This window comes from Hymenobacter wooponensis, from assembly GCF_004745865.1.
In the GTDB taxonomy this organism is placed as follows: domain Bacteria; phylum Bacteroidota; class Bacteroidia; order Cytophagales; family Hymenobacteraceae; genus Hymenobacter; species Hymenobacter wooponensis.
In genome coordinates this window covers 14169-31040 of record NZ_SRKZ01000001.1, presented here as the reverse complement: position 1 = coordinate 31040, position 16872 = coordinate 14169, and the positions used below count along the sequence as shown (strand labels likewise).

Here is a 16872-nt window from a genome sequence, read left to right as displayed (position 1 = left end):
TATGATCAGCAGAAAGCTGAGATCAAAATTGATTTACTGCACTCTAATAAACGGATAGCACTAACTGAATAAATCGGTAATTATTGAGGAATTATAGAGCGGATGAAACGGGCCTAAGAAATAGCTGATCTAGAAATTGCTTAAATCGATGAGTTTTGAATTCTGTGATGCAGGCAATGCCATAGGAAATCAAGTATATTATAAATAGTGCTATAAAGAAAATGACGAAAGCTGGAAAAGATGGCTCCATTAATAAGCTCACTTTGAAAAAATAATTAGTTATTACTAGCATGCACAAGGCAATGGGAAAATGAATCAGGTAAAGAGTATAGGAGAATGCAGCTAAAAATTGATTAATGTTATATAATTTACCTTGTTTCTTTGAATCTTGAAAACAGCAAAGTAAAAGTGAAAATAACAAAGCAATTATGAAGTCGTTGAGATAGTCAGTGGAAAATGTTAATTTAAGCCTAGTGGCCCCTAAAAAAATAATTAAGCTCAGCGCAGTTATATATTTCAAGGGCTTTAGGTTAATAGAAAGTATAAGCGGGAGCAGGCCTAGTAGCCAGATAAGAAAACTAGCGAGAATGGTACCGGGTAACCAAATTAGCAGCAGAGCAGCAAAAACAAGGTATAAGGCTGAGCTCTTGTAGGTTAGGCTTTTAGTGGTTGATAATAAAGGGATAAACAGACAAGGGAATAAAACATAATACCAGAACTCATAATTAAGGCTCCAGAGGGGGCCGTTACTTCCCAGCGGTGGCAGAATAATATTCTGCAGCATGAACAAGGAGGAGAAGAAATGCCCAATGCTCAGCCGATCGTCAATTGAGAAGTTGAGGGTGGTTATAGATAAGCGGTTATGATAAATGCCTAGAGTGTCAAATCGAAGCCCTATTAGGTCTAAAATAACTGTTAGCAGTAGCGCAACAACCAGTACAATGTAGATGCGGCTAACTCTGGATATGAGGTAAGCCGGGAAGCGAAACTGGTTGTTTTGGTATTGCTTTAAGAGCGACGAACCAATAAGATAGCCACTCAAAACAAAGAAGGCCATTACTGCCTGGTGCCCAAACCCAGTTATAAAATAAAATGCTTTAATCAAGGCCCCTTGAGAGTGCGCCACATCTTTGAAATCTTTAAAAACGAAAGAGCGGACATGACTCACCACAACTAAGAGAGCAGAAAACCATCGGGTGAGATGGATAAAGTTTGATCTGTTAATCATCGGGAGCGACAGTGAAAAATGCAGAACATGTTAGTAGTGTTATTTGGTAGACTATATAAATCAGAAGTCGATATTTAGTGAAACTAGATTCATTGCTTAGTGCTGTGCCAAATAAAGTGTATTGGTAGTTTATGGCGTATTTATTTATTCAAGGGCTACCAATATGATATAGTGCTACTAGGCCTGTACGGGCTTGGTTATTCTATTAAATATTGTTGCTAGCACGAACTTTGGTGATAAAATTGAAGCTGTTAATACTAGCCACGAGAAGCTGAAATATTTTTTAGTCTTCATGGCGAAGCTTGCCTCTCGATGATAAATAATTGAATAACCATAGCGTTTTCTGTCTAGCTTTTTCCACCAAGGCTCTTGGTTGCGCAGGGCCATAAATTCTGCGTAGGTAATTTCCGGCTTGTGAGATCGGCGCAAGCTGGCGCAGTGCGCGGCGTAGTCCATGATGTCAAACATGTGCATGGGCTTGGTGGCCGTAATGGAGGAGGGATGCACTCGGTAGTTCATCAGGATTTCCTGTATGATTACCAGCGGGTGGCCTTTCTCGATCAAGCGATTGAAAAAATCGAAATCGTCGCACGGCCACGACTCATTGCGTAGGCCTCCAGCCTCTATGAAAGCTTGCTTGAACGTCAAAAAGCCCGTGAAGGCACACTTCACGAACTCATTGTTAGCCAGTGCCTGCTGGCATTCCTCCACGGTACGTAGGCCTAGATAGCGCTGTACGCCCAGGTAGTTGCCAGTGGAGTCGATATAGGTGCAATGGCAGCTGGAAGCTGCGACTGCAGGGTTTTCCTGATGGAAAGCCAGTTGCCGGGCTAAGCGCTCGGGCAGCATCACGTCATCCGCGTCTAAGAATGCACACCAATGCGCCTGCGCCTGCGCTACGAGCTTATTAGTGGCTTCGCATTTGCCGGCATTGGGCCCGAAGAAGGCGCGAATGCGCGGGTCGCGGGCGGCGTAGCGGCGGATGATGTCGGCCGAGCCATCCTTGGAGCCATCGTCGAGGATGAGCAGCTCGAAGTCGGTGAACGACTGGGCCAGCACGCTCTCGATGGTTTCCGCCAGGTACGGCTCCTGGTTATAAACGGGCAAGATCACTGATACCGTGGGGGCCATGGCGACTTAAGCTCTAGCAAGATTGCGTACTTTCAACAGCATGTAGCCCGGAGACAGGGCAGTAGCGGTACTGGCTTGCCACAAGAAGTTCAAGTAGTTCTTGGACATCATGGAAAAGCCCGCATTGCGGAAGAAGATCTGCGAGTAGTTGAATCTTTTCCGGTTGAATCGGGTCAGCCAGGGCTCAGCTTGCCTGATGGCCATAAACTCCTCAAAAGTTATCTCCGGCTCCTGTGCCCGACGAGCCGTGAGGCAATGCATGGTGTAGCCAATCATGTCGAAGGTGTGGAAGGGATTCCGCACCGTGATGGCTGATTCATGAATGCGATACTTCATGAGCGCCTCCTGCATAATGACGAGCACATAGCCCTCTGCTATCAGTCTATTGAATAGCTCGAAGTCATCACAGGGCCAGAATTTAGAGCGAAGCCCGCCAGTCTGTTCCAATACCTCGCGCGAAACCATGAGACCCGTCATGGCGCATTGGATGAACTCACCGGTGGCGGCAGCCTTCCGGCATTCGGCCACGTTTTTGACGAAGGGATACCGTTGCGTGCCTAGCGTATCTCCCTTGTGGTTAATGTAATAGCAGTGGCAACTAGTGGCATCTACCTCCGGGTTCTCTTCGTGAAAGGCAACCTGGCGGGCTAAGCGCTCGGGCAGCATCACGTCATCGGCATCGAGTAGGGCACACCAAGTTCCAACGGCTTGGGCCAGAAGCTTATTGGTGGCTTCGCAGCGGCCGGCGTTGGGCCCGAAGAAGGCGCGAATGCGCGGGTCGCGGGCGGCGTAGCGGCGGATGATGTCGGCCGAGCCATCCTTGGAGCCATCGTCGAGGATGAGCAGCTCGAAGTCGGTGAACGACTGGGCCAGCACGCTCTCGATGGTTTCCGCCAGGTACGGCTCCTGGTTATAAACGGGCAAGATCACTGATACCGTGGGGGCCATGGCGATGTAGTGTTAAAGGATGCGTGATAGACAAAGGCTGGCAAAAATGCCGAGCGAGGTATTGGAGACTGAGAAATGCGAAAGCGTAGAGCTGATGACAGGCCTAGAGGCTGTTCTTGGCTATTCGTTAGTAGACGAACCCTTCGGCCCGGGTGAAATATTTTGCGTCGGGTGATATCTCGCTGACTGATTTGGCCGGCACGCCAGCGTAGAGCTTCCACTCCTCCACATGTGATTTGTTGAGGAGAGATTTAGCTCCCAAAACAGAGTAAGAAGGAAGAATAGCGCCCCCAAGCACAACCACGTTTGTTCCGACAAAGGTGTAAGCGCCAATGCGGATAGGTTCGCTGCCCTGGCGGTTGTCGAATACATTAATGGAGTGCGTTAAAAACTGCGAATCGTAACCAGCAATGGTCGAAAAGCGCCCAATCTCAATTAGGTTGGTGCAGTCTAAATGATGGTTTTTGGTGATGGCAGCCGATTCTCCCACAATGAGCTCGGCCCGGCGGCCCGGTTGGTGCTGAAAATGCGGTGATTGAGTTTGGGTTGGAAAGCCTGTGATCCAGTTACCACGGCCAATGGTAGCATTCTCGCCCATGGTAATGGCATCGAGGTTAATGGCTACGGTGAAATGATCAATACTAGCGCCTGCACCCATGGTGAGCTTATGAGGGAAAATCCAGGCGAGGCCAATGTGGGCCGTTGGATGAATGGTGAAGCCAAACCACCGTTGAAGGGCAAGGCGCCTCACGCTCCAGGGCAGGATGCATGTCAATGCTTTAAGAAGCATAGCTAAGGTCTTTCCTGACTTTAAAGAGCTCCAGATAATTATGAGTCATTTGCTGAGGCTCGAAGCGGCGGGCATTGGCAAAGCCGCGCTCAATAGTGTCAGCTCGGGTAGCAGGGTCTTGCAGGAGGAGCAATGCTTCAGCAAATTCCTCGGGTTTGGTGGGGTCGGCGTGCAGGGCGGCGCCTCCGCTTACCTCGGGCATGGGCTCAATATGACTGGCAATAACAGGCGCACCGCACGCTTGGGCTTCAATAACGGGCCACCCAAAGCCCTCTGAAAACGAAGGAAAAATGAAGGCCTCGCAGGCGGTGTACAGGGCTAGTAAGGTGGTGTGCGCGGGTTTTACCACGGATACTACCCGAGCCTGCAGGCCAAATGAATCGGCCAGTTGCTGTAAGTCAGGTTCTAAGGCCTCGCCGGCAAAGCAAATGTCTCCTTGCCAGCGCGGCCCTAGCGCCTGGACCATGCGTAAAAGCAGGGCGCGGTTTTTACGAGCCTGGCCCGACCCAACGTGAAGGATAAAGGGTCGGCCCGGCGGCAGCCCGGCCTGGCTCAATAGCTCCGCTGCCTGGCTAGAGGGCAGGGGTGCAAACTCCGCATTAAATGCGTTGTGAATAACCCGCCAATCTTGGGAGAGTGGGACCGTATGTGCCGTTAGTTCGCGCAACTGATGGAGGGTAAGTTGAGAAACGGTAGCCAGTAATTTGGCGCGGCTCAGGTGGTGTAAGATCCACTTCTGCAGCACCTTGCCTAGGCCAGAAGCGGGGCAGTACGCATCGGCGTAGCCAAAAGCTCCGCGAATAGCCAATACATCGTGACAGGTAATGCCGGTGCGCTCCTCCGGCAAATGCTTTAGATATGGAGCATTAGAATGATCACACACATGAAAGCGCACCCCTTCGGTGCTCAGTGACTTGTCAAGCAAGCGCCAGCGTAGGATTAGCGGAAAGACCAGCCATTTGTCGAAATACGCCAACCACTTGCCTAGGCCAGAGGTGGCCGCCTGCTGCCTGCTACCAAACAGAACCGAGGGACGCCATATTTCGGAGGTGAAGCCCGCCTTCTGATAGCCGGAATGGAGCATCAGAGCAAACCGCTCCATACTCTCCTGACCATCAGGTGGATAATTTCCGATCAAAATAAGCCTCATGTTTAATTATTCCAACAAAATACATGAAAAAACACTTGGGCTTTGCGGCTGCACTTCACAAGCTTACCAATTCAACCAGGAGGGGTAAGGTGTCAACTGATTAATTGTGAAGTGATTACATCTTGGGTTGCAGGCCTGGGCTGCAGGAGCGGCACTGCATGTGAAAGCAAGCAGTGCAGTCGAACTTCAGCGAATGTTGAACTCACTGAGAACAGACCGCCCAAGATCCTCGTGGCCAACCCTCAGCGCCCGTACCTTCTGGGCTCCAGCCTGCCGAATGCTTTCCCGCAGTGGTTCATTCTGCAGCAACTCATTGCAGACCCGAGCACACTCGGCGGCATCGGACCAGAAAACGGCTTCCCGCCCTTCTTGGTAAATTTGCTGATGCTCAGGCGTGCGCTCGGCGCACAATAGGCCGCCCGCGTAGGGTACTTCCAAGGAGCGTTGGGTGTGCAGGTCGCGGTTGCCTTTGGAGAGCAGCCCCAGGCATATTTTAGCTCCCTGAATAGCCGCCACGTAATCTCGGCCGCCCAAGGCATTGCCTCGGTAAGCACCCTGAAGTGCTTTCCAGTGCGGAGACTTTTCCCAGCGGCTGCCCCAAATAGTGAGCGGCACTCCCTGCTTCAGGAGCTCAAGCATAAACTCGTCGCGCTTCTCATTGGGCATCCACGTGCCAATGAACACCACGTCGGACTTATACTGGGCCGGGATGTGCGACTCTTGAGGAAAAGGCTGGTGCGCAATTTCGTCGTAGCTCCGCAGCACCCGCAGTACCTGCTTGGCGCCCAACTCTACGCATTCAGCTTCCGTTTCGCGCCGCACTACCACTACTAGGTCGTAGAGGGAAAGGGCCGGCAGCATCGACTCAAATCGCCGACCATCGCGGTGCCCCGTTGGGTCATCTACATTGTATAGTATGACTGGGCAGCCCGCGCTCTTCAGTACTTTCAGGCAGCCCACCCCAAATAGCTCCCCGCTGTCAACCCAGATTAAATCGGGTGCGGGGGTGTTTTTCAGGATGTTGCGGAGCCACTGGGCCACTTTGGTTTGCATAAAGCGGTAGCCCGTGCGGTAGTGGAAGGCCGCAAACCAGCGGTAGCTTCCCATAGGGCCCACCAAATCCGCAATGGTATCAAAGGGATTGTGAATCGTGACGGAGTGGCCTAGACGCTTCAGGGCCTCGGCTCGTTGGGCGGAAGTTGACTTGGGACTTTGGTCGCCGAAGTACAAAATAGTAGCCATGGGAGGGAGTCTTGTTTCCATAGAAGCAAAGGGGATTAATGCTCGTAGCGGCTAACCAGCGGTTGCCGTCTCAGGGGGCCTGAGGAGGTAAGCAGTGATACCAGCGTGCTTAGCCGCCGGGTGAGGTAGTAGAGCATCAGGTACAAGAGCACTTGCTGTATCCAGCCGCGCAACAGGAAGTTGGCTGTGCCAGTGACGCTTTCAGTAGGCAGGAACTGAAAGACCATGGTCAGACTCAGCAGACCGCAGAAGCTGAAGACCAAGTTGGAGTGGGAGCGGGCGCCCGACGGGCTTGCCAGCACCGTGCGGCGCGTAAAGAGGGTGTCGAAGAGGATGTACACCGGAATCATGGCAGCGCCCAGAATAGCTAGATACCACCAGCCGAATGCCGCTAGGCCAGTACCCGCAAAATGCCCCGTTAGGCGGGCGCCAAATACCTCATCACTGCCCGTAACCTTGTAGTACAGAAAGTCGCCGTAGGCAATGGCATTCACGGCATCCTTGTCTACATCAAGCGCCAGCAGGTCCAACACTGGCTTGGGCAACGTAGTCAGGAAACGGTCGATGCTGTACTGGCGCACATCCGGATCATTATCGCCAATTTCGGCGCCCAGTAGCAGGTTGATATCGTTGAACTTGATATTGCAAAAGCGGGCCAGGAAGATGTTGTCTAAGTAGGTCTCATCCCAGGCTTCCCAGGCGCTTGAAACCTCATTGCTGGTCTTGAAATCGTGAATAGCCTGCTTGTCTTGAAACGCCTGCCACGTGAGCCCAATGAGCTCGGAGCGTGGGGTGTCTGACCGCATGTTGCGCACCATCACCATGGCAGTCCCAATGTCGGACAAGGGGCCCGTTAGGAACCAGGCTACAAACAAGGCTATTGCGAGGTTTTTGAAGGTAAAGAGGCGGGTTTTGATCATGCCCAGCAAGAGGCCTAGGGCAAAGGTGAAACCCACCGAAGTGAAGCCCAGCATAAAGGCTCCGCGGCTGTTAGTGCCCAGGCTCAACACAAAGAGCAGCACAGTAAACCCGGCTAACCGTGGCATCAGGTTGCGCGCGGGCAAAGTGGTTTGCCCGTACATGCGCCCAAAAGGAATAAAGTAGGGCGCGTAGGTGAATGGGACCAGCGCTTCAATGATCTTCTCTAGAGCTCCGGTCGTTTCACGGCCCTGTGAAGGCATGTAGAAGTAAGAAAAGAACATGGCGCCCAGTCCGATAAAGCCGATCAACCAGATCTGCAGATCAGTGGGCGCTTTGAATAGCCCGAGCCGCTCTAGCAGGCTCGGCCGGCTGGTGCGCGTGCCCCGGCGGGAGGTGGAAAAGAACCGATACAGTACGTGAGTGAGGATGAGCACCCCGAGGGCCAGCAGGGAGTGCAAAAAGACAGTGTAGGGGAGCTTTAAATTGTACACCAGCTCTTTCCCCTCCAGCAGCGTGAACAAGAGAGGAAATACGAACTGCGTAGCCGTAAAGCCCACTATCAGGTAAGAGGAAAGCGGAAACCTTTGAAGGCTGCCGGGGCTTAGCGCCGTTAGGGTAACGGCGGCCCAGGCCAACAGCACTGCTCCCACGCCCACAAGGTTAGCTGCGGTGCCAAAAAATACCCCCTGCAGAACCGCTGCCAGCCCAATAACCACCCACGACCAGAACACAAACTGGGACAGGAAATCCCGTTTTGCTCCGGAAACCACCCGGGGAATGGTAGCGTGCGCTGAAAGTGCCGGTTGTTTCATAGCGTGTGGTGAGTGTGAACTGCGCTCTAGCGAGGCCACAGAGTTGTCCGTTTTCAGCAGGTGCACAATAGTGCAGCTGGGGGTTGGTATCAAAGGCCGTTAAATAGGGTGGCCAGGGCTTGGCCGTAAGAGTCCCAGCCCCGCATGGCCTTTACTCGTTGCATAGCGGCTTCTGACATGCGCAGCTGGAGGGAATGGTCATCAGCTAGCTGCTGAAGCCGTTCACGAATGTGGTCGGGTGAGTGAATAGGAACCACGAAGCCTTCGACCCCATCAGTAAATAGGTCTTCGCTGCCCGTGTTGGTGGTTGCAATAACCGGGCATCCGCAAGCCAAGGCTTCCCCCTGCACCATTGCAAGGCCTTCTTCTATGCTCGGGAGCACAAACACGTGGGCACTGCTGTAGAGCTCGGGCAACTCCTGGTTGGGAACTAGCCCGCGGAAGATGATGCCTTCCGTTCCGCGCGAAGCGAGGAGGAGCTCAACTTCTGGCTCAACGTAGCCGACTACCACCATTTCCTTGCGTGGGTGCCGAAGCGCCTGGAAGGCTTGGTGCAGGTCCAGAAACCCCTTCCGGATGCTTACGGCCCCCACCCACAGCACCCGGAACCGGTCTTGGGGTGGGTCGGCTACTTTGTGAAAACGTTCTAAACGGGCCCCGTAGGCCACTTTTACTATTTTTTCGGCTGGCACTCCCATTTCCAAGAATGACCGCCGAACAAACTCCGAGGGAACCGTGATGCGGTCAGCCTGCTCGTACTCAGCCTCTTCTTTGGCCATAATTCGCGGATCGATGCCGTGATAGGGTAGGCCCCACCGGGCGTGTTCGGCGCGCAGAATCTGGTCTTGAAAGCGGATGTGGGAAGAGCCTCGGTCGCATACATGGTACCCACCGCTGCGCTGCGCAGCTGCGCCAGCGTGTAGGCCACTGCCTGACAGGGCCATGAGCGTAGTTGGGTTTCGGAGGCGCAGCGCCACGTAACGGTCCAGCGTTTCGTGAGCCCACCACGACCACTCCCGGTCAAGCCAGGGTGACCCACCCAGCCCAAAGCGGCCCCGCGCCATAAAAGGCGAATGCAGCCAGGGGAAGGTCCTGATTTTGGCCTGTGGAATACCAGCTTCATCACGGAGCTTCATGCGTGGGTATCCGGTCCAGATGCAGTCAAGCAGCCCGTGCTGCTCTAGCTGCCGAGCCAGATGAAAGTGATGAAAGCGTCCGATGGAGATTTGCGTGACGGCCATGGGGTACATAGGAGCAAGAAGGCAGATGCCAGTTAGGCCGGGAAAAGCTTTTTAACCAGGGGAAGGGCACTCACCATCCGAATGGTATGCTCAGTAGCCAGGGTGGGCAGAACCTGCCAGTAGCGCCAGGCGTTGCCCAGCAACAGCACCAAGGAAGTGAGCAGGATCAGCCACTTAAGCTGAGGCAGCATTATCATGGCCCCCATGGCCAAGGCCGCCATCCACACCGAGGCCAGCGCAATCTGGAAGGGACGTGCGGGCCAGTGCAGGCCATTGGCGCGCAGCCACTGTCCGGCCACTACTCGGTAGCCAATAGTGGCCACTACTTCGGCGGCTAGCAGCGCTAGGCCACCTCCCAAAATGCCAGTTAGAGGAACCAGGGCCACGATGCCGCCCACCACTACTGCCGCGGCGGCTGCCGAAAGCAGTAATTGTGGCCTGAGCAGGTTGTTGCCCCGCACCACAGCCATGGCCGGCTGTACCACGGCATACACCAACACGGTTAAGGAGAGTGTCGCAAACAGTATGGGGTCGAACGGTACTTTTCCTCGCGTCCAGAGGGCATAAAGGGGCTCAACTACGGCTTGAAATACCACTGTAGCTGGCGCCATCACGGCCACCAGCACAAACCAGATGGTGCCAAAGGCTACCTCGCTGCGTGCCTGGTCGCGCTGGTGCAGAAACCGCATTAGCTCGGGCATCATCGGGTTGACCACGGTATTGAGTCCCTGCAAGGCCACATTGGCGCCGGTGCGCATAGTGGAGAAGGCCGCCAGGCCTGCGGCTCCTGCCAGTGGGGCTAGCAGTAAGCGCACACCCTGCTGACGGGCATTTTCCAGCAGCACGCGACCAGTAATGGCCAGTGAGCGAACGAAGTTTTTAACGCCTAGCCGCAGCGAGGGACGTACAAACCGAACCTGCTCTTGGCGCAACAAGCGGAACAGGTCTAGGTAGAGCGGAAGCGCAATGACTAGGCCAGTTACTGCCGTTACAATTCCGGTGATGAGCAGGCCTGCCCCGAGCAGTACTGCTGCAACCGGCGCTACCGAGCAAGCAACGGAGTAGGCCAGTCCCCACCAGGCCATGCGCGGGTAGTAGCCGAATGGTGCCAATGCCCGGAAGAACAGGCCCGACATACTCGTGCAAATAAGCCACGTAATGCCCTGCAGTAGCAGCACAATGCCCGCGTCGCGGATCAAGGCGGGGTTAGCAACATCCGTCTTACCCAAAAAGTAGGGCAGAGCCCCCGTCACCAGCAGCCCCGTGATAATGAGCAGCTGTACCAGGCTCAGCAATATGCCAATGCTGATGCCCGACCACAAGTGCCTGCTTAAGGCCGGCCGCCGGGTAGTGCCAATGCGCAAAAACTCATAGGCCAGAAACTCTTGGTGCCCCAAATCCAGAATGGAGATGACGCTGCCCAGCGTTTGAATCGCAATCCAAACCCCGAAAGTGACGACGCTCCAGTGCGAAAGGTAGAGGGGTACCAACGCCATTTGGGATATAACCGTAACGCCGATCTGCACCCAAGACGCCGCACTTCCGGAAATCAACCGTGAGGCTGTTGACATAAGTAGCCATTGTGCTTGTGGAAAAATCACCGATAGCGGCTGCTACCGGTGCCAAGGAGGTGGAAGCAGCTGACGCTTACTGCAGCACGCTTTCTTTGAAATACTCCAGCGTGCGCCGTAGCCCTTCGGCGCGGTCTACCTTCGGCTCCCAGCCCAGAATTTCCCGGGCTTTGGTGATGTCGGGCTTGCGCTTCATGGGGTCGTTTTGGGGCAGCGGATGGTAAGACGGCTTAAACTCGACCCCCGTGAGGTTGGCAATTTCTTCCCCAAACTCCTTGATGGTGATTTCGGTGGGGTTGCCAATGTTCACTGGCAGCGGATAATCTGACAGCAGTAAGCGGTAGATGCCCTCCACCAGATCGTCGACGTAGCAGAACGAGCGGGTTTGGGAACCATCCCCGAATACGGTGAGGTTTTCACCCCGCAGCGCCTGGGATAAAAATGCCGGAAGTACGCGCCCATCATCAAGACGCATGCGGGGGCCATAGGTGTTGAAAATGCGGATGATGCGCGTTTCCAGTCCGTGGTGGGTGTGGTAGGCCATTGTAATAGCCTCCTGGAAACGCTTGGCCTCGTCGTAGCAGCCGCGGGGGCCTACGGGGTTTACGTTGCCAAAGTATTCCTCTACCTGCGGGTGCACCTCCGGGTCGCCGTACACTTCTGAAGTGCTGGCAATCAGGATGCGGGCATTTTTGGTTTTGGCCAGTCCCAGCAGATTATGAGTGCCCAAAGAGCCCACCTTCAGGGTTTGGATGGGAATTTTCAGGTAATCGATGGGTGAGGCGGGCGAAGCAAAGTGCAGGATATAGTCCAGCTTGCCAGGCAGCGACACGTAGGTAGACACGTCATGCTCGATAAACTCGAAATCTTCGTTATCGAGCAGATGCTCAATGTTCTCCATGCTACCCGTAATCAGGTTATCCATGGCAATGACCTGGTACCCCTCGGCCAGAAACCGGTCGCAGAGGTGGGAGCCCAGGAAGCCGGCGCCGCCGGTGATAAGGATGCGTTTTTTGTCTGACATAGTCGTAGTGGCTAGTGGTAGGATGTGCCCGCCCCGACGAGGCGGCGGGCAGCAACCCAACTCGAGTTAGAAGGCCAGCTCTTTGTACTCCGTGCGAATACCAATGCAGTAGTAGACAAAGCCGGCGTCCTGCATTTCCTGCGGCTCGTAGATGTTGCGGCCATCGAAGACTACTTTGTCCTTCATCAGGCGCGATATCACCCCGAAGTTGGGGGAGCGGAACTCGGGCCATTCCGTTACTACCAGCAGGGCATCGGCATCAATCAGAGCCTCAAAGGGGTCTTTGGCGTAGGTGATGCGGTTGCCCAGCGTATGTTTGGCTTCGGGCATGGCCACCGGATCATAACCCGTCACAATGGCGCCCTGCTCGAGCAGCTTGTCGATGATCACCAGCGAGGGCGCCTCGCGCATGTCGTCGGTTTTGGGCTTAAAGGAAAGACCCCAGATAGCGAACTTCTTGCCCTGCAACTCGCCCCCAAAGTGCTCAGTGACTTTATTGAAAAGCACCGATTTCTGCGCTTCATTCACGCTTTCCACCGCCTTGAGCACCTGCATCTCGTAGCCGTTCTCAGAGGCCGTTTTAATCAGCGCCTTCACATCCTTGGGAAAGCATGAGCCGCCGTAGCCGATACCGGGGTAAATGAATTTGGTGCCAATGCGGGCATCTGAGCCAATGCCTTTGCGCACCATGTTCACGTCGGCCCCCATAATCTCGCACAGATTGGCAATGTCGTTCATGAACGAAATCTTGGTTGCCAGCATCGAGTTGGCAGCGTACTTCGTCATCTCGGCCGATGGAATGTCCATGAAAATGATGGGGTGCCCGTTCAGCAGGAAAGGCTTGTACAGCTTGTTCATGACTTCCTGCGCCCGCTCCGAAGCAACCCCAATCACGATGCGGTCGGGCTTCAGGAAGTCGTCGATGGCAGCACCTTCTTTCAGGAACTCCGGGTTGGAGGCCACATCAAACTCTATATCGGCACCGCGCAAGTCGAGAGCACTCTCAATCTCGCGCCGAACCTTGGCGGCGGTGCCCACCGGCACCGTGCTCTTAGTGACTACCACGCAGTAGTCGTTCAGATTCTCGCCGATGGCCCGCGCTACGGCCAGCACATATTTCAGGTCTGCCGAGCCATCGTCGCCGGGAGGGGTGCCTACCGCAATGAAGGCAACATCAGCCTCCTGAATGCTCTCGGCTAGATTAGTGGAGAAGTGCAGGCGCCCGGCCGACACGTTGCGCGAAACAATCTCCTCTAGGCCGGGCTCATAAATGGGCAGGATGCCACGGTTGAGGTTGTTGATTTTCTGCTGGTCAATATCAATGCAGGTAACCTCAATACCTACTTCTGCAAAACAGGTGCCCGTCACGAGGCCTACATACCCTGTACCTACTACTGCAATTTTCATCTTCGTGTGCGTTTAAAGTGGTAGCTATTAATTCCCAGATGGTTACATCGTAAAGTGTCCTGCCTGTACAGGCATGGGTCGGACATTCCGCTTCCAATCCTGGCAATGGGGGTGCCAGGGGAGGCCAGGGTGGGAGGTAGGATAGGATAGATCGGGTGCCTGGGGTACCAGGCCTAGTAGGCCACTTACCTTGCTATGGGCAGCAACGGGTGGGAAGTAGCACGCGAGCGGTTATACCAGGTTCTGTCGCTTCTTTTTAGGGTCGGGTTTGTAATACCCGTAGCCATTGCCGTAGCCGTAATCTCGCAGGTTGGTTTTCTTGGCGTCATTTACAACCAGCATCACCTGCTTTAACTTGTGATCCGCCTGAACTCGGTTAATTATCTCCAGTTGAGCCTTGTGCGTGAAGTTGTAGCGCACCAGGTAAATCGTCGAATCGATGTAGGGAGCTAAGCTAAAAGCATCGGCAACCTGGCCTACGGGGGCGGAGTCGATGATTACGTAATCGAAACTCTCCTTCAGGACATCAATCAGCTTGTCTACTTTGGAGCTTAGCATCAGCTCCGACGGATTGGGAGGCGTGGGGCCGGAGTCTACGGTGAACAAACCGGGGAGCGAGGCCGATGGCTTTACAATGTCGTCGACTGATATGCTGTTGGAAACCAGGTAGTCGGTAATGCCTGGGCTATCGGTTAACTCGCCTTGGAGCAGGGCATTGGGTTTGCGCAGATCCAGCCCAACCACCACTACTTTCTTCCCGGTTAAGACCAGGCTGGCCCCGAGGTTCAAGCTAAAGAAGGTTTTTCCCTCCCCGCTCATGCTCGACGTGACCAGCAGCACTCGGTTGGTATGCTCTGGAGCCGCAAACTGCAGATTGATCCTAATCAGGCGGAACATCTCGGCAATTGGCGTTTGGTTGGCAACTACAATCGCCTTGTTCGTCCGGTCGTGGATTAACTCACCCAAAACGGGTGCGTTCGTGGCCCATTGCACATCCTGCAGAAGCTGCACTTTGTCGTTCATCAGTTCCTTCACATACACGAAGGCAAACGGCACGCCCAGCCCCAGCAGAAGCCCCACCAGCAATACCGTAGTCTTGTTAGGGCTGATAGGATAATCATCTGCAATGGCCCGGTCTACAATGCGGGAATTAGATACCGTAGCAGCCAGCGACAAAGCAGCTTCTTCGCGCTTTTGCAGCAGGTACAGGTACAGGGCACGCTTAAGATCTACCTGACGGTTTATCTCCAGCAAGCCTCGCTCTATAGTGGGCACCTGCTGTATTCTGGACCCGAACTGACCAGACTTCGCCAACAGGTTTCGGCGAGTAATGGCCAAGTTGTTCTTAACGTTTCGGATGTTCTCCTGAATGTTGAGCCGTAGGTTAGCCAGCTGCTCATTCATGTTCTGCACCATCGGATGGCTACCCTCCGTTGTGCGCAGTACCCGGTCGCGGTCTAGCTGCAAGTCATTGTATTGGCCAATGAGGCCTACGAGGGTAGCGTCCTCTACATTGAGAGTGCCCGGGATCAACTGCTGCTGATTATCCGTGTTGGTTACATACTTTTCAATAGACTCCAGAACGTCAATCTGAATGCCATAGGAAGAGATTTGCTTGCTGTACTCACCCGCTTCCTGCAATGATTGGGTAACCTGAGAACTCACATCAGCTACCTTGTTTTTGCGCTTAAACTCTTCATCAGCCTTCTCCACATCGGAGAGTTCTGTGCTGAGACTTTTCAAGCGCTCATCAATGAAGTTGATGGTGTTTGCAGCCGTTGCGTTTTTATCTTCCACGGCCTCATTGTTATACACTTCAACAAGCTTGTTGATAATGTCTTTGCCTTTGGCAGGCACAGCATCGGTTAAGCTCAAATTGAGGACACTAGCTTGCTTATTCACGGGCGCTACCCGCAAGCTCTTCGCGTACTGGTTAGCCAGCGTGCGTAGGTTCTGAAAGGTAATTGTGATGGGCTGCCGGAGGCCCTTAGTCGTGGAGGGAGGCGAGACTATCGTAAACACGCCGTAGGGCTTGCGTAGTATCTGGCCAAACTGATGCGTAGTCCGGCCCTTCTCGTCCTCCAGCTCAAAGCTGTTATTGTTTTTGATGTAAACGGTAACCGATTTGCCAAAAGCAGTGGAATCCAGCTGGCTGATAATAAGCCGAAAGGGTACCTGATTTTGGTAAAGCTCCTCGTTGCGGATACCGTTCTTGGTGGAATAGCTGGCCTGAAGCGATAACTCCGATAGCACCCGGTGCATCAGGCTTACCGACTTGAGCAGCACGATTTCATTGTCGATGTTTTTAGCGGCATTCAGTCGGCTGTAGTCGCTAAACTTCTCGCTGGGGTTGACTTCGGCCTCACTGCGTTTGTCCTTTATCAGTAGCAAGCTGCTAATGTTGTACTGGGGAGTAGTAAAGCGTAGGTAGAGCACTGCCGCCCCCAACGCCAACACCACGCCCGCCACAAACAAATACCAGTGGCGCACATACTTGGCTATTGTGTGCCGATAATTGGTGGGCTCAAACTCTTCCGAGTGAAATGGCTCTGTACTCATAATAGAAGAATTAAAGGCGGCGTATTAAAAGATATTCTGAAAATTGAATATCAGAGCTACTAAAACCGAAACTGCTAATGCCGCCACCGTGTAAGTTCTTGTATCTGTAGTGGCCTGGATTTGCTTCATCTTATCCGGCTCTACATATACTACATCATTTTGCTGCAGATAAAAAAACGGAGAATTTAAAATTTCCTTATTATTTAGATTTAATCGAGTAGTGCTACGCACTCCTTCTCTTTCTCTCACTAGTAAAACATTTTCTCGCTTTCCATAAGCGGTCATGTCTCCAGCAAGTCCAAGAGCTTCCAGAATATTTATTTTTTCGGTGGGTACAACGAAGGTAGAAGGCTTATTTACCTCGCCAATTACCGTTATTTTAAAGTTGAGGAGCCTGATATTTACAATTGGATCTTTTACAAACCTTTTGATTTCGGCCGTCATTTTTTGCGTGGCCTCTTCTTTGGTTAGCCCCGCTAATTTCACTTTGCCTAAAACCGGGAAATCTACTTGTCCATTCTTGTCAAGTAAGTAACCATTAATTTCCGTGCTCTCGTCATTCAGGCTCAGGCCTGCTGTAGTTCTATTACCCGATGCCTGAACAGCTCCTCTATTAAATAAGGCATTAGACTCTTGGCTGAGGCTAATGAGCTGGATGCTTAATAAATCATTCGGCTGGAATCGTAATTCAGAGTTTGCAGATACATCTACTTTATAATTGTCATTATTCTTTAAGTCACTGAAATAAACAAGGTTTCGAGTAGGTCGGCATGCAGTTGACGACACCACGATAAGCAAAAACAAAATCAGTCTCGTTGTAGGGCTACTCATGCGGGAGAATATTATGT

The 16872-nt window shown here is 53.2% G+C and carries 13 protein-coding genes; all 13 read right to left on the bottom strand.

From position 1 onward, the window contains the following. Positions 1-91 precede the first annotated feature (91 nt). Positions 92-1228 carry an acyltransferase family protein gene (locus EU557_RS00090; protein ID WP_135528395.1) on the bottom strand — a complete coding sequence of 379 codons (1137 nt, stop codon included), beginning with the start codon at positions 1226-1228 and terminating at the stop codon, positions 92-94. 177 nt (positions 1229-1405) lie between these two features. Next, entirely contained in the window at positions 1406-2359 is a 954-nt protein-coding gene (locus tag EU557_RS00085; protein ID WP_135528394.1) for a glycosyltransferase family 2 protein, read from the bottom strand. Between the two features lie 6 nt (positions 2360-2365). Further along, entirely contained in the window at positions 2366-3307 is a 942-nt protein-coding gene (locus EU557_RS00080) for a glycosyltransferase family 2 protein (protein WP_135528393.1), read from the bottom strand. A gap of 127 nt (positions 3308-3434) precedes the next feature. Next, positions 3435-4097 (bottom strand): acyltransferase, encoded by a 663-nt coding sequence (locus EU557_RS00075; protein ID WP_135528392.1) that lies wholly within the window; start codon positions 4095-4097, stop codon positions 3435-3437. Further along, the gene (locus EU557_RS00070) at positions 4087-5181 is read right to left on the bottom strand and encodes a glycosyltransferase family 4 protein (RefSeq protein ID WP_245326125.1); all 1095 of its coding nucleotides are present in this window, start codon (positions 5179-5181) and stop codon (positions 4087-4089) included. The genes EU557_RS00075 and EU557_RS00070 overlap by 11 nt, the downstream gene beginning before the upstream one ends. Positions 5182-5433: 252 nt before the next feature. Then, the gene (locus EU557_RS00065; protein ID WP_245326124.1) at positions 5434-6510 is read right to left on the bottom strand and encodes a CgeB family protein; all 1077 of its coding nucleotides are present in this window, start codon (positions 6508-6510) and stop codon (positions 5434-5436) included. Positions 6511-6524: 14 nt separating this feature from the next. Next, positions 6525-8222 (bottom strand): hypothetical protein, encoded by a 1698-nt coding sequence (locus tag EU557_RS00060; protein ID WP_135528390.1) that lies wholly within the window; start codon positions 8220-8222, stop codon positions 6525-6527. 89 nt (positions 8223-8311) lie between these two features. Next, on the bottom strand, positions 8312-9463 hold the full coding sequence (locus EU557_RS00055; protein ID WP_135528389.1) for a glycosyltransferase family 4 protein: 1152 nt from the start codon (positions 9461-9463) through the stop codon (positions 8312-8314). A 32-nt stretch (positions 9464-9495) separates the two neighbouring features. After that, positions 9496-11034 (bottom strand): hypothetical protein, encoded by a 1539-nt coding sequence (locus tag EU557_RS00050; protein WP_135528388.1) that lies wholly within the window; start codon positions 11032-11034, stop codon positions 9496-9498. A 76-nt stretch (positions 11035-11110) separates the two neighbouring features. Next, on the bottom strand, positions 11111-12058 hold the full coding sequence (locus EU557_RS00045; RefSeq protein ID WP_135528387.1) for a UDP-glucuronic acid decarboxylase family protein: 948 nt from the start codon (positions 12056-12058) through the stop codon (positions 11111-11113). 66 nt (positions 12059-12124) lie between these two features. Then, positions 12125-13465, bottom strand: a complete 1341-nt coding sequence (locus EU557_RS00040) for a UDP-glucose dehydrogenase family protein (protein WP_135528386.1) — start codon at positions 13463-13465, stop codon at positions 12125-12127. Between the two features lie 231 nt (positions 13466-13696). Then, complete coding sequence (locus EU557_RS00035) at positions 13697-16024, bottom strand: GumC family protein (RefSeq protein ID WP_135528385.1); 2328 nt, start codon at positions 16022-16024, stop codon at positions 13697-13699. Between the two features lie 24 nt (positions 16025-16048). Next, positions 16049-16855 carry a polysaccharide biosynthesis/export family protein gene (locus EU557_RS00030; protein ID WP_135528384.1) on the bottom strand — a complete coding sequence of 269 codons (807 nt, stop codon included), beginning with the start codon at positions 16853-16855 and terminating at the stop codon, positions 16049-16051. Between the last annotated feature and the right edge of the window lie 17 nt (positions 16856-16872).